Source organism: Enterocloster clostridioformis, assembly GCF_020297485.1.
Taxonomy (GTDB): Bacteria; Bacillota; Clostridia; order Lachnospirales; family Lachnospiraceae; genus Enterocloster; species Enterocloster clostridioformis.
In genome coordinates this window covers 4,878,465-4,892,725 of record NZ_JAIWZC010000001.1, presented here as the reverse complement: position 1 = coordinate 4,892,725, position 14,261 = coordinate 4,878,465, and the positions used below count along the sequence as shown (strand labels likewise).

Below are 14,261 nucleotides of genomic sequence, written 5' to 3'. Positions count from 1 at the left end.
CTGACGTCAATCAAGCTTCAGGTGTAAATGCAGGTATGTATCCGTTGGCTTCCACCACGTCATATCCTGTCTGTGAGAAGATGTAGTCGATAAATGCCTGCTCAGACGGGGTAATCTCTGCGCCGGTAACAAACATAACCGGTCTCTGGATGGTATACGCGCCGCTTATAATGTTTTCAGCCGTGGCCTCCACTCCGTCCACCTTCATGGCAGTCAATACCTGTCCGTCCGCATTGGCCTTATTGTAAGCGCCGAATCCCGCATAGCCGATTCCCCATTTGTCTCCGGCAATGTTGGTGGCCAGCTCTGTCATGGACGCGGACTGGGTTGCGGACGCAGTCACCTCGCTGTCACCCATGACACTCTTCTGGAACACCTCATAAGCGCCGCCGGATAAATCGCGGATATAGACATTGATGGTCTCAGCGGGCAGAGTGGAATCCACCTGGTCCCAGGTAGCAATCTCACCTGCAAAAATCTGGCGGATGGTCTCAGCCGGCATGTCGTCCATGATGCCGCAGATTGGATTCTCAGCATTGACCGACACAGTAAGGGCGTCCTTTGCCACCACAAACTCCTGGTAATGCTCTCCCAGGGCTTCAATCTCAGAGTCCTTGATATCTCTGGCCAGCATACCGAAATCAGCCGTGCCGTCAATGGCAGCGCTCACTCCCACGCCGGAGCCGCCCGGAGCCACGTAAACAGAGATATTGGAGTCCGGGAAGGACGAATCCACCGCATCCCAGGTCACATACTTCTCAGTAAAGGAAGATGCCAGGGATGACAGGATTGGGTACAGGGATGTGGAACCGCAGAACAGTATGGATGACTGGAACTGCGTGGAATCTGCCCCGGCTGTTTCCGCCGCGGACTCTGACTCCTCCGCCTCTTTTCCGGCAGTCTCCTTCTCAGACGCCGCTTCACTGGCGGCAGCTGTTGTTGTTTCAGTTGATGCCGCGTTAGAGCCGCAGGCAGTCAGAAGGCTGAGTGCCATGGCCATGGATGTAACTACTGCTAAAAATTTTTTCATTTTTTCCTCCCATTGTCATTTATTCCAAAATTGGACTTTTTTTGCAAGTCAAGAATAGCACATATGACCAAGGGGCTCAAATTTAATTTTTCTATGAATTTACAATCTGTTATTGCTATTTTCTATGGGCATGACGCCGCCATGGGACGGGCTCCGAAAAGCTCAGCCATTTCGCAAAATACCTGCCGCAAAAAGCTGCCATCCCTACAGCAGAGCCCTCACCACCGCCTCAGCAGACCGCTCCTCCACCTGTATGGTAAGGTTGGGTTCATTGATATGCTCCAGATAATGGGCATCCGAATTGCTGATAATCCTGCACTGCTCCAGATACGGATTGTCCCGCTTCAGCTGATGCAGTTTCTTCAGATCCCTGACCTCCGCTGTCTTAAAACAGCTGTCCGGAGGTATGAAGCCCAGATTTGCAATCAGGCTGTTGGCCGTCTTATCCACATGGGCCGGGAACATGACGCCGTCATAGGATCGGACCAGGTTCCAAAGACTGTCAAAGGATATTTCCGTTGCGTTAATCAGCAGGTTGGGCTCTGAGGCGCACACCTGGTCCCGGGCATCGTAAATCTGCTGTTTTCCGAATATCTCTTCCTTATTAGGAAATTTAATCAGTCTGTCATAAACATAGGTATCAAAATCAAGTGCCTTCTCCAATGTGGGGAAAAGGCACACTGCATGGACTTCCTCAGACGTATTGATTTCCATGCCGGGCACTGCCAGTAAACCGTACTCTGCGGCAGCCGCCATAAAAGCCGGACAGTTGCGGCATGTATTGTGGTCTGTAAGGGCAACTATGTCCAATCCTTTTAAAGCCGCCATGCCCGCAATGTTGGCAGGCGTCATATCACCATCCCCGCAGGGCGACAGGCAGGAATGGATATGCAGGTCATAAGCCAGATTCATCATGACATCATACCGTGTATCTTAAGGGCCGCCTCAAAGACAGGCATATCCGTTGACAGCACCGTTATCTCCTGGTCAAGGGCTTTCTTCCTGGCAGCATCATCCAGAACCGCGCCTTCCGCCAGAATAACACAGGCCGTATCTGTCAGGGCCGCCACTGCCAGGGTATTCATGTTGGCCATCACGGTCACCCACGCGCAGCCTGCCGGGGCGCGTCCCATGGCAATGCTCAGCAGGTCACAGCAAAACGGAACCGTAATCTGCCGGTCCGGGCTGTCACCCAGGTTCACTACGCCGAATATCTGTTTGTCAATCAATTCCTGAACTGTCATAAAATCCTCCTCTGCTCACAAAGCGGCGTCATTTCCGGAACTCCGGCCTGCGGCGCTTTCAATCTTCATCCTCATCCTTCTTGTCAAGCACGGACATCTCGTCCGAGATTCTCTGTATATATTCCTTCAGGATACGCAGTGTCTCCTGTCCCCCTCTGTCTCCGTTATGCAGGTCGTCTGCCAGCACAGCTACTTCCTCCGACAGCTTGTGCAGGTTTTCCCGCAGATAGTAAACACAGTCCGTCTCATTGGCATCCCCCCTGACAATATCCTCTGCCAGGGCCTTACAGGTAGGGGCGCCGCAGGAACCGCAGTCCAGACCCGGAAACTTCTTCATAAGGCGCTCCACCTGGTTCAGTCTGGAAAAGCTCTCCATCATGTTGTTTCCCAGGCGGAAAACGGGTTCATACTGGACGTCGGTGGTCCATTTGATTACGTTCTCCTCGCTCTCGTGCATGTGGCTCCTGGCCACAGGCATGTATTTGCGGAGACGTTTCAGTTTGACCTCCGCCACATATGGATTCTCCACAGTCAGGACGCCGCCCACGCATCCGCCGTTGCAGGCGTTCAGCTCCACAAACCGCAGATTGGTGAACTTCTGGTCCTCCATGTCCTCCAGCACGCGAATCACGTTCTCAATGCCGTCCGCCGCCAGGTAATTTTCCGTAAAAAGGCCGCTGGCCTCTCCTCCGCTGTGTCCCCAGCTGATTCCGATTTTTCCCGATGTGCCGATAACAGGATAGTCCTCTCCCACTACAGTCTTCATGCAGGCCAGCAGCTTGGGATACACGTCCTTGATGGCCAGCACCTGGTCAATCTCGCTCTTCTCCGTTCCCAGAGGCGACTTTACATAGGTCACCTTGGAGGGACAGGGTGAAATGAACATAATGCCAATCTCTTCCCTCGGCAGTCCCGTGTCCTCCATGGCCTTTCTGACGGCCAGAACAGCCGCCACCTCCACCGGCGGATTGATGGGAAGAAGATGGGGAATCAGGTTGGGAAAACGGACCCGAATCAGACGCACCACAGACGGACAGGCCGTGCTGATTAGAGGCAGCTGTTCCTCATGCTCCGATATGTACTGCCTGGTAGCCTCGCTGACCAGCTCAGCAGCGGCGCTGACCTCAAACACATCGTCAAAGCCCATAAGCAGCAGCGCGTTAAGCACAATGTTCACATCGTCCAGGTTGTTGAACTGGCTGTACAGGGATGGGGCCGGAAGGGCCACCGTGTATCTATACTTCTTCATCACATCCAGCTTATCATAGGTCGCAAGCTTTGCATGGTGGGGACAAACCCGGATGCACTCACCGCAGTCAATGCAGAATTTATTATTGATACTGGCCTTGCCGCCCCGCACCCGGATGGCCTCCGTAGGACACCGCTTGATACAGTTGATGCAGCCCTTGCACAGGGATTCATCCAGCCTTACGGAATGATAAAATTTATCCATCTTACCACCTCATTCTTTCATTCTCGCATTCTACAGATTCACCACCATGGTGATGGTGGTCCCCTCACCGATTCTGGTGTCAATATCCATGGAATCCGAGTACTTCTTCATATTTGGCAGTCCCATGCCTGCCCCAAAGCCCAGGGAACGGATTTCATCCGGCGCGGTGGAATAACCTGCCTGCATGGCAAGCTTCACATCCGGTATACCCGGACCCACGTCGGCCAGTATCATTTTAATTTTCTCCGTCGTAATCTCCACGGTAATGACGCCCCCCTTGGCGTGGATTACCATGTTGATTTCCCCTTCGTACATAGCTATGGCCACCTTTCGGATGGCATCAGGGCTCACGCCCATCTGTTTCAGTTTTCGTTTCACATCGCTGCTGGCTTCACCTGCCCTTGTGAAGTCATCTGCTGATATGTCATATGTTAATACAATTACTTCCTCCATAATTGGTTCCCTTCATTATTATATATATTTTCTCCCGGTATCAGCCGGAACAACCTAAGCCATTCCGGGACACACTAAAGTCAGACGCCGGGAGCATCAGATAGCCCCGCCGTGCAGCCCGGCCTGGTACAGCATACCGCAGGCAGAGAACATGCGGTGGCCCGTTTCCATGACTACAAGGCCCCGGTCCCTGGCCATCTCCAACATGGATTCATCCGGTTTCTTCCCCCTAACAAAAATGATACAGACAATATCTAACATCTCCGCTGTCCGGATAACCTGCGGATTGCACAGACCTGTCAGAAGTACGGAGTGGTCTTTGGAAAATGCCAGTACATCGCTCATCATATCCGAACCGCAGGCCGACTTTACCTCCCGATCCAGGAACTCTTCTCCTGCCAGTACCCTGGCCCCTAATACATCTCTTACATCCTTAACCGTCATACCCTTGTCTCTCCTCACTATCATTACTTGTCAATTGTACACATTTCCGTACATTATAGCATACCATCCATTTTGTGTGTTTTCAATATAATTCCGTTTTTTTACATGTTTTTTATCGTTAGAAATTTCACACTAATGGTAGATTTTTTTTTCTATACGTGATAAAATATTGATACATTGCACAATGTACAACTAGTGAGGAGGTAATAAAAGATGGCTTGCAAAAAACAAACTGTTCCCTTTATGGGGACGCCTGAGCAGGAAGCAGCGCTGAAATCAGCGATTGCCGAGCTGGGTGACCAGCCGGGCGCGCTGATGCCGGTTATGCAGAAGGCCCAGGAAATTTATGGTTATCTTCCTATCGAAGTGCAGACCATGATATCTGATGAAATGGGTATTCCGCTGGAAAAAATCTACGGAGTATCCACATTTTATGCCCAGTTCGCGTTACAGCCAAAGGGTAAGTACAAGATATCTGTCTGTCTCGGTACCGCATGTTACGTAAAAGGTTCCGGTGAAATCTTCAGGAAACTGGAAGAATTGCTGGGCATCACCAATGGTGAGTGCACAGCAGATGGCAAATTCTCCCTGGACTCCTGCCGATGCGTTGGCGCCTGCGGACTTGCGCCCGTCATGATGATTAACGGCGAGGTATACGGAAGGCTTACTGTCGATGACATACCAGGCATTTTAGCCAAGTACAACTAAGCCTATGATGACAGAGATTTCCCTGAATGTATTGGATGTATCGGAGAATTCCACCCGGGCAGGCGCCTCGCTTGTGACCATCCTGGTGACCGCTGATACAAGCGCTGACAAGCTGACCATTGTCATAGCCGACAACGGATGCGGGATGACGCCTGAACAGACAGCCCATGTAACGGACCCTTTCTTTACCACCAGGACCACCAGGAAGGTAGGGCTTGGGATTCCATTTTTCAAATATGCCGCGGAAAGCACCGGCGGCAGCTTCCATATTGAGTCGGAACCAGGTAAGGGAACCACCGTAACAGCAGTCTTTGGACTGTCCCATATCGACAGGATGCCTTTGGGCGACATGAACGCCACCATACACAACTTGATTGTGTACCATCCAGATACGGATTTTCTTTATACCTATACATACAACGATGCATCATTCACCCTGGATACCAGGGAAATGAGGGAGATTCTGGGAGGAATCCCGCTCAACACCCCCGAAGTGTCCGCTTACATAATGGAATATCTGAAAGAGAATCAACAGGAAACTGACGGAGGTGCCCTGATTTAATGGGGTATCGTCAAACCAAACATGACATGTATCGCACGTAAGCGGCCAAAAGACGGCCGCCAAGTGCTCATAACGAGCCACTCCGCTAGGTTCGTGAAACACCTCACCAAGCGGAGATGACATGTATCGCACGTAAGCGGCCAAAAGACGGCCGCCAAGTGCTCATAACGAGGAGGTTAATCGCACATGAAAACTCTTGCTGAATTACAGGCAATCAGAGAAAAGATGCAGAGCCAGGTCAATATGCGTGCCGAAGACCACGATCATATCCGTGTGGTTGTAGGTATGGCTACCTGCGGTATCGCTGCCGGCGCCAGGCCGGTTCTGAATACACTTGCTGACGAAGTCCAGAAAAGAGGACTTACCAATAAAATTTCCGTTACCCAGACAGGCTGTATCGGCTTATGCCAGTATGAACCCATTGTGGAAGTCATGGAGCCTGGCAAGGATAAGATTACTTATGTGAAAATGAACGCCGACAAAGCCCTGGAAGTGGTTGAGCGCCACCTGGTTGGCGGCCATCCCGTGGAGAAATACACCATGGGCGCTGAAGGTCTCAAATAAAGGAGGAAAGTACGATGTATCGTTCACACGTATTAGTCTGCGGTGGTACCGGATGTACTTCTTCCGGCAGCCCGAAGATTATGGAAGCTTTAAAATATGAAATCAAACGTCAGGGACTGGAAGAGGAAGTGGCTGTTGTAGAGACAGGATGCCACGGACTCTGCGCCTTAGGTCCTATCATGATTGTATATCCCGATGCCACCTTCTACTCCATGGTGCAGGTAAACGACATTTCCGAGATTGTTTCCGAGCACCTGTTAAAGGGCCGTGTGGTGACACGTCTTCTGTATCAGGAGACCGTAAGCCCAACCGGCGGCATCAAGGCGCTGATTGACACTGACTTTTATAAGAAACAGCACCGTATCGCCCTGCGCAACTGCGGTGTCATCAATCCCGAAAACATCGAGGAATACATAGGTACAGGCGGATACCAGGCTCTGGGCAAGGTGCTCACGGAGATGACTCCGGACGATGTAATCCAGACTCTGCTGGATGCCGGACTGAGAGGCCGCGGCGGCGCCGGTTTCCCAACCGGTCTTAAGTGGAAGCTCTGTAAGCAGAACGACGCTGACCAGAAATATGTATGCTGCAACGCCGACGAGGGTGACCCCGGCGCATTCATGGACCGTTCCGTGCTGGAAGGCGACCCCCATGCCATTCTGGAGGCAATGGCTATTGCCGGTTACGCAATCGGATCCAATCAGGGCTATATTTACGTCCGTGCCGAGTATCCCATCGCTGTGGAACGTCTGAAAATAGCCATTGAGCAGGCCCGTGAGATGGAACTCTTAGGCAAGAACATCTTCGGAACCGGATTTGATTTTGACATCGATCTGCGTCTGGGCGCCGGAGCATTTGTCTGCGGCGAGGAAACCGCCCTTATGACCTCCATTGAGGGCAAGCGCGGCGAGCCGAGGCCAAGGCCTCCATTCCCCGCACAGAAGGGTCTGTTCGGAAAGCCAAGTATCTTAAACAACGTAGAGACCTATGCAAATATACCTCAGATTATCCTGAACGGTCCTGAGTGGTTTGCTTCCATGGGTACTGAGAAGTCCAAAGGAACCAAGGTATTCGCACTGGGCGGCAAGATTAACAACACCGGTCTGGTGGAGGTTCCCATGGGTACCACCCTGCGCACCGTCATCGAAGAAATCGGCGGCGGCATTCCAAACGGAAAAAAATTCAAGGCAGCTCAGACCGGCGGACCTTCCGGCGGATGTATCCCTGCCAAGCATTTTGATATTCCCATTGATTACGATAACCTGATTTCCATTGGTTCCATGATGGGTTCCGGCGGTCTGATTGTCATGGACGAAGATGACTGTATGGTGGATATCGCCAAATTCTTCCTGGAATTCACCGTGGAGGAGTCCTGCGGCAAATGTACCGCATGCCGTATCGGCACCAAGCGTATGGTGGAAATCCTGACCAAGATTACAAAGGGCCAGGCCGTAATGGAAGACCTGGATAAGTTAGAGGAGCTCTGTCACTATGTAAAGGCCAACTCACTGTGCGGCCTGGGCCAGACAGCTCCCAACCCTGTACTCTCCACCCTTCATTTCTTCCGCGATGAGTACGAGGCACACATCAAGGAAAAACGCTGTCCGGCTGGTGTATGTAAGGCGCTTCTCTCCTTCAACATCGACCGTGACAAATGCCGCGGATGTACGCTGTGTGCCCGCAACTGTCCTGCCGGAGCAATCGTGGGCTCTGTCAAGAATCCACATGTCATTGACCAGAACAAGTGTATCAAATGCGGCGCTTGTATGGAAAAATGTAAATTCGGCGCTATCTACAAGAAATAATGAGGGAGGGAATATACGATGGAGACAATTAATCTTAAAATCAACGGCATTGCAGTCACCGCTCCCAAGGGTTCCACAATCCTGGAGGCAGCAAGACTGGCACATATCGAGATTCCTACTCTGTGTTTCTTAAAGGAAATCAATGAGATCGGTGCCTGCCGTATCTGTATAGTAGAATTAAAAAATGGAAAACTGGTAACTTCCTGTGTCTATCCCGCCGAGGAGGGCATGGAGGTATATACCAATACACCTAAGGTACTGGATTCCAGGAAGAAGACATTACAGCTCCTGTTATCCAACCACAACCGTTCCTGTCTGTCCTGTGTCCGCAGCGGACACTGCGAGCTTCAGGAGCTGGCCCACGAGCTGGGCGTGGACGACGAAGGATATTACGACGGCGAGATTACCCCGTCCGAGATTGATACCTCTGCCGCCCACATGATCCGTGACAACAGCAAATGTATCCTCTGCCGCCGCTGTGTGGCAGTCTGTGAAAATGTACAGGGCATCGGCGTCATCGGAGCCAACAACCGTGGTTTCTCTACCTCCATTGGCTCTGCCTTTGAGATGGGTCTGGGAGAAACCTCCTGTGTATCCTGCGGACAATGTATCGCGGTATGTCCAACCGGAGCATTGACCGAGAAGGATTATACAGCAGACGTATTCGCTGCCATTGCGGACCCGAAGAAGCATGTAATCGTTCAGACAGCTCCCGCTGTACGCGCGGGACTGGGCGAGGAATTCGGTCTGCCTATCGGCACAGATGTGGAAGGCAAGATGGCCGCAGCTCTGCGCCGTCTGGGCTTTGACAAGGTATTTGATACCAATTTCTCCGCAGACCTCACCATCATGGAGGAAGCGCACGAATTCATTGACCGGGTACAGAACGGAGGCGTACTGCCTCTCATCACCTCCTGCTCACCCGGCTGGGTTAAATACTGCGAGCACTATTTCCCGGACATGACAGAGAACCTGTCGTCCTGTAAATCTCCTCAGCAGATGTTTGGCGCTATCGCCAAGTCCTACTATGCCGAGAAGGCAGGCATTGATCCAAAAGACATCGTAAGTGTCAGTGTAATGCCGTGTACCGCCAAAAAGTTTGAGATTGGCCGTGAGGACGAGGATGCAAATGGAATGCCGGATGTGGACATCTCCATCACCACCAGAGAGCTGGCCCGCATGATCAAGAAGGCAGGCATCCGGTTCTTAGACCTGCCGGACGAAGAGTTTGACGCGCCTCTGGGCCTTGGAACCGGCGCAGCCGTTATCTTCGGCGCTACAGGCGGCGTAATGGAAGCAGCCCTGAGAACTGCCGTGGAAACCCTGACCGGCGAAGAGCTGCCTAAGCCGGACTTCACAGAAGTCCGCGGCACAAAGGGAATCAAGGAAGCCACCTACAATGTGGCAGGCATGGAGGTAAAGATTGCGGTGGCCTCCGGCCTGGGCAATGCCAGGGAGCTGTTAAATAAGGTGAAATCCGGAGAAGCCAACTATCACTTCATCGAAATCATGGGATGCCCCGGCGGCTGCGTAAACGGCGGCGGTCAGCCCCAGCAGCCCGGATACGTACGCAACACCACGGATATCCGCGGCCTGCGCGCAAAGGTGCTCTACGATATAGATACAGCCAACCCAATCCGTAAGTCCCATGAGAATCCTGCTATCAAGGAGCTCTACGCTACTTACCTGGGAGAGCCCGGAAGCGAAAAAGCCCACCACCTGCTCCACACCACCTATGTAAAGAGGAGCATTAACCAGCACTAATCGCTACACCATAATCAATGTGTATTCCGTAAAAACAGATATTCAACGGTTTTTGCAAGCAATGTACATATATGCAAAACAGCGGACCGCAGGCTTGCCCCTGCATCCGCTGTTTTGCTGCATTTCAGGAGGATACCATAACCGCACGTCAAAAACGGATTTGGGATTTGCTGGTAGAACACGATTGCCTGACATCCCAACAGATTGCCACTCTTCTTCACATCAGCGGCAGGGTAGAACAAAAATCAGAGGCAACTGCTTCAAAAAAGGCCAGGGCTACTTTTTGGATGCCGGACGGCGCGAAAAAAACGCCCGTATATCCGGAACCGAACGCCCGGAGGACGACATGGAATGGGTTGTATATGCTCTGTAGGCGCCACTTTGTCCATCTCTCCCCCAACACCCCCATAGAGCAGCAACTCTTTTCCGAAAAACTGTGCAGCAGTCTTCAAAAAACACCTCATAGGCCAGCCCGTGATATTAGTAAAAGGGATTCCCATGAGGTGTTTTTTATTCATTCTTTTCTATCTTTTTTATTCTTCTCTATCCGTCTTACTGTCCTTCTTACTCTCCTCCGCCTCCTCAGCGCCCCACACAACTCCTTCCATGTCAAATGCGGCTGTGGATATGTCAATGTCGCCGTCTGTTTCCGATTCCCGGCCATGTGTCTCTCCTGCATTCTCTTTCTCCGTATCCATGGCTGTCTTTCCCGGCGCGCCTTCCGCTACCGGCGTTTCCGGCATCCCCGGCACTCCCGGTTCTTCCGAGACTCCCCGCGCTTCCCTCCCGGGCTCCTGCCCGGCTCCGCCCGGTTCTTCCGTCTTCCAGCGGATGGATACGCGGAACAAATCATCCTCCACTTCCAGCTTCATGGTACCGCCCTGAACCTCCACAAAGCTTCCGGCAATGGCAAGCCCCAGTCCTGATCCCTCTGTATTGCGGGATGTATCCCCACGGACAAACCGTTCTGTCAGCTCCTCCGGAGATACCTCCAGTTCTCTGGCTGATATGTTGCGCATGGTTATCAGTACATGGCCGTCATCTTCCCTGACCACCTGTATATAGGCCCGTGTGCCCGGCATTCCGTACTTTGTTATATTCACCAGCAGGTTTTCAAATACCCGGTAGGTCTTCTGGCTGTCCAGATGAAGAAGGATTCTCTCCTCTGGCAGATTGTAACGGAACTCAATCCCGCTGGCGTCAATCTTATCCGCCAGCTCAAACCTCACCTGCTTTAAGAGGCTCACAATATCCACGTTCTCCAGGTGAAGGCTGACCGTACCGCTGCTGGCCTTGCTGACCTCGAACAGGTCCTCTATGAGCACCTTCAGCCGCATGGACTTCTGGTCCAGTACCCGTATATAGGACTTTCTCTCCTCCTCTGTCACGTTCTCCTGTTTTAACAGGTTTACATAAGTGATAATCGCCGTAAGAGGGGTCTTTAAGTCATGGGATACATTGGTAATCAATTCTGACTTGGTCCTCTCGCTTTTCACCTCCTGGGCCACTGCTTTCCTAAAGCCCTCCTGAATCCGGCTCAGCTGTTCCTTAAACGGGTTAAAGACTCCCAGCTCCTCCTGAATCTCCACATCCAGGTTTCCCTCTGCTATCTCATTGATACCCTTCAGAAGCGTATTATATTTTTGCTGCATCTGCCCCCAATATTTCTGCAACAGGAAAAACAGAACCAGGGAGTAAATCACCAGGGCTCCGATTCCCCAGAACCAGAGACAGGAGATAATGGTCAGTATGACAAAGTTCGCAATAATGGCTTTGCCTATAATCCTGGTGGAACGGCGCTCCCAGTCAGTCTCATTAAAAACATTGAAGGCATTAAACGCCCAACGCTTAATGAACCGCAGGAAACGTCCCAGCCATGTGCGCTCTTTGAAATAGCGCCAGGGCCCCAGGGAAAAGATAGCCCTGTAACAGGTAATTCCCCAGTAAAACATTCCGTAGCTGACCATCCAGAATGCCAGATTAATGACCACTGCCATCACATCCGCGGACCAGGGAAGAAAATCCGCTCTCAAAAGTTCGCTCTTCAAGCTGCCGTCCATGGTAGAGGCAATCAGAGCCATGGGTATGGTTCCGTCGCCCATAACGCCCATCCAGGCCACTCCGATACAGCTCAATGGCTCAAATGACAGCCTGCACAGGCCGCTCTTTCCAATTTCAAACCGTTTCACAGCCGGCAGAGCCAGGGCCAGCACTGCCAGCAATCCCAGCACAGATGCGCCTATGGCAAAATAGCCGTTGCTGAAACGGTAATCCCGGAGGGTAAGCTGCTGAACTCCGCTGTCAAACCTGGCATCCGTATAGCCGAACATTTGGGAAGGACTGCACCGGAACTCTACTGTCATGTCCCTGGGTCCCTGGAATTCCACGCCGCTGTAACGGTAGCCCTTGGCCAGTCTTACCTCCAGGGGATCGTAGAATTCAAACCTGGTCAATGACTCCTTGAGGCGCATGATATCCTCATCCCGTTTTCCCTTTATATCCTGGACCTTCAGTATGCCGCTGGAATTAAAGCTTATAGTAAACTGAATCTCGTCATCCTTCAGGGGTTCCCGGAAAAACGCCTTTGGCTCCGTCACATTGCTGCGTCCGTAGGTCCCATCCTGCTCACGGACCCCATAGGACAGGCTGGAATAATACTGCCTGTAGAGGCTTTCCCATTCGCTTCCCGCTCTGTCAATGGTCTGCTGCATGGACTGGTAATAGTATACGTCATAGGGATTCTCACTGTCGTAGACTGTGACTTGCCCCCCATCTTCCCCATCCCCCAGCTGCACCGCTGCTTCGTCTTTCGGTTCCTGCCGGCGGATTTTTTCCTCCAGCCCCGGCAGGAATGTCTGGGCATAAGTCAGGCGCCGCCCTGTATCCTCCTGCATTTTCAGATGCCAGATTTCATAACTGAAATTCATAACCTGGGTTGCCAGGTTTCCAAAATTACTGCTCTCCTCGAACTGGCGGACGGAACTCCTGTTGTGGTAGCTCTCCGCCTTTGTCTTCATATAGGGGTATAACCCTATGGTACTGGCTGATGCCAAAAGCAATGCCAGCATGATAATCAATATGCCCAGCCTATGGCTGCTTTTCAATTTTGTATCCAACTCCCCACACCACCTTTACATATTTGGGCTCCCTGGGATTCACCTCAATCTTTTCCCTCAGGTTACGTATGTGTACCATGACCGTATCCGTATTCACTGCCCTTTCGTTCCACACCCGTTCGTAAATTTCCTCCGCGGGAAATACACGCCCCGGGTTCTGTATCAGCAAAAGAAGGATTTTGAACTCAATAGGGGTTACCTTGACCGTTTTGTCATCCACGGCCACCTCTACCGTCTCCTCGTTGACCTCCAATCCTCCCAGTCTGTGGACCTTTGGATTCTCAGCCTGTTTAGAGTTCAGACGGTCCAGAAACCGGTGGTAACGCCGCAGCTGTGAATTGACCCTGGCCATAAGCTCCATTGGGGTAAAGGGCTTTGTGATGTAATCGTCCGCCCCCATGTTTAGGCCCAGTATCTTATCCACTTCCTCTGACTTGGCTGACAGGAAAATAACAGGAAAGTCATATTTTTCACGGAGTTTTGCCGTCATGGTAATACCGTCCATACGCGGCATCATCACATCCACAATGGCCAGATCAATCTCTCTTTCCTCCAGCACCTTAAGGCCTTCCACTCCGTCTGCTGCCTGGAATACTTCATATCCCTGGCTCTTTAAAAATATTTCCACGCCCTCCCTTATCTCTTTGTCATCCTCTACCAGTAAAATCCGGTCCCCACTCATGTCTATTTCCTCCTTACGCTATTTATCCTAACAACTAAAACAAAATTTAACCTTCACAAAAAACAAAAGAATATCTAAAGTCTTATTGTAACATTCCTAAACACATTGTTCAACGGGTGACTGCCGCCTAATCCGGCTGGCACTGCCTCAGCTGTTCCTGGGCCTCCCCCAAAATGGTGTTCAATACGGTACTGGTAAAGGCTTCGCTCAGCATGGACAGGAAAATCCCCTTCAGCCGGCCCGTAACTTCAATCGGAATACCTGCCTGCAATTCCTCCGGCGTCAGCGGCTCCATCCGATATTCCGGAAGCTGGTCAATGAGATCATCCAGACAAAGGGAAGTGCTGCGGACCATGTCATCACACCCCCCATAACACATCCCCAACTCCCCCACGCCCTCGGATGCCTATGCCAAGGCATAGTACAGGCTCACCGG

At 51.7% G+C, this 14,261-nt stretch carries 14 protein-coding genes; 5 read left to right on the top strand and 9 right to left on the bottom strand.

Annotated elements, in window-relative coordinates; translation table 11 throughout:
- Positions 1 to 10 precede the first annotated feature (10 nt).
- The 6 genes from LA360_RS24470 to LA360_RS24445 form a co-directional block, all read right to left on the bottom strand.
- Positions 11 to 1,030 carry a phosphate ABC transporter substrate-binding protein gene (locus LA360_RS24470; RefSeq protein WP_022202413.1) on the bottom strand — a complete coding sequence of 340 codons (1,020 nt, stop codon included), beginning with the start codon at positions 1,028 to 1,030 and terminating at the stop codon, positions 11 to 13.
- A gap of 204 nt (positions 1,031 to 1,234) precedes the next feature.
- Complete coding sequence (locus LA360_RS24465; protein WP_089774994.1) at positions 1,235 to 1,945, bottom strand: PHP domain-containing protein; 711 nt, start codon at positions 1,943 to 1,945, stop codon at positions 1,235 to 1,237.
- Positions 1,942 to 2,274 carry a hypothetical protein gene (locus LA360_RS24460; protein WP_002588229.1) on the bottom strand — a complete coding sequence of 111 codons (333 nt, stop codon included), beginning with the start codon at positions 2,272 to 2,274 and terminating at the stop codon, positions 1,942 to 1,944. The genes LA360_RS24465 and LA360_RS24460 overlap by 4 nt, the downstream gene beginning before the upstream one ends.
- A gap of 58 nt (positions 2,275 to 2,332) precedes the next feature.
- Positions 2,333 to 3,727 carry a [Fe-Fe] hydrogenase large subunit C-terminal domain-containing protein gene (locus tag LA360_RS24455; RefSeq protein ID WP_057572129.1) on the bottom strand — a complete coding sequence of 465 codons (1,395 nt, stop codon included), beginning with the start codon at positions 3,725 to 3,727 and terminating at the stop codon, positions 2,333 to 2,335.
- Positions 3,728 to 3,757: 30 nt separating this feature from the next.
- Positions 3,758 to 4,180, bottom strand: coding sequence for an ATP-binding protein (locus LA360_RS24450; RefSeq protein ID WP_022202416.1), 423 nt, complete (start codon positions 4,178 to 4,180; stop codon positions 3,758 to 3,760).
- A gap of 96 nt (positions 4,181 to 4,276) precedes the next feature.
- Positions 4,277 to 4,624, bottom strand: coding sequence for a DRTGG domain-containing protein (locus LA360_RS24445; RefSeq protein ID WP_002568570.1), 348 nt, complete (start codon positions 4,622 to 4,624; stop codon positions 4,277 to 4,279).
- Between the two features lie 213 nt (positions 4,625 to 4,837).
- Here LA360_RS24445 and LA360_RS24440 point away from each other — a divergent pair, with 213 nt between their 5' ends.
- The 5 genes from LA360_RS24440 to LA360_RS24420 all read left to right on the top strand — a co-directional run bounded on the left by LA360_RS24440 (position 4,838) and on the right by LA360_RS24420 (position 10,027).
- Positions 4,838 to 5,332 carry an NADH-quinone oxidoreductase subunit NuoE family protein gene (locus tag LA360_RS24440; protein WP_002588227.1) on the top strand — a complete coding sequence of 165 codons (495 nt, stop codon included), beginning with the start codon at positions 4,838 to 4,840 and terminating at the stop codon, positions 5,330 to 5,332.
- A 4-nt stretch (positions 5,333 to 5,336) separates the two neighbouring features.
- The gene (locus LA360_RS24435) at positions 5,337 to 5,894 is read left to right on the top strand and encodes a sensor histidine kinase (protein ID WP_022202417.1); all 558 of its coding nucleotides are present in this window, start codon (positions 5,337 to 5,339) and stop codon (positions 5,892 to 5,894) included.
- Positions 5,895 to 6,080: 186 nt separating this feature from the next.
- Positions 6,081 to 6,458 carry a (2Fe-2S) ferredoxin domain-containing protein gene (locus LA360_RS24430; RefSeq protein WP_022202418.1) on the top strand — a complete coding sequence of 126 codons (378 nt, stop codon included), beginning with the start codon at positions 6,081 to 6,083 and terminating at the stop codon, positions 6,456 to 6,458.
- A 14-nt stretch (positions 6,459 to 6,472) separates the two neighbouring features.
- Positions 6,473 to 8,263, top strand: coding sequence for an NADH-quinone oxidoreductase subunit NuoF (gene nuoF, locus LA360_RS24425; RefSeq protein WP_022202419.1), 1,791 nt, complete (start codon positions 6,473 to 6,475; stop codon positions 8,261 to 8,263).
- A gap of 18 nt (positions 8,264 to 8,281) precedes the next feature.
- The gene (locus LA360_RS24420; protein WP_022202420.1) at positions 8,282 to 10,027 is read left to right on the top strand and encodes an NADH-dependent [FeFe] hydrogenase, group A6; all 1,746 of its coding nucleotides are present in this window, start codon (positions 8,282 to 8,284) and stop codon (positions 10,025 to 10,027) included.
- Positions 10,028 to 10,560: 533 nt separating this feature from the next.
- On the opposite strand, the gene LA360_RS24415 is transcribed toward LA360_RS24420, so the two are convergent.
- From LA360_RS24415 to LA360_RS24405, 3 genes are all read right to left on the bottom strand, one after another.
- Complete coding sequence (locus LA360_RS24415; protein ID WP_057572127.1) at positions 10,561 to 13,143, bottom strand: sensor histidine kinase; 2,583 nt, start codon at positions 13,141 to 13,143, stop codon at positions 10,561 to 10,563.
- On the bottom strand, positions 13,115 to 13,825 hold the full coding sequence (locus tag LA360_RS24410; RefSeq protein ID WP_002588219.1) for a response regulator transcription factor: 711 nt from the start codon (positions 13,823 to 13,825) through the stop codon (positions 13,115 to 13,117). Before LA360_RS24410 ends, LA360_RS24415 begins: the two co-directional genes overlap by 29 nt.
- Positions 13,826 to 13,952: 127 nt before the next feature.
- Positions 13,953 to 14,204, bottom strand: a complete 252-nt coding sequence (locus LA360_RS24405) for a hypothetical protein (protein ID WP_022202983.1) — start codon at positions 14,202 to 14,204, stop codon at positions 13,953 to 13,955.
- Positions 14,205 to 14,261 lie beyond the last annotated feature (57 nt).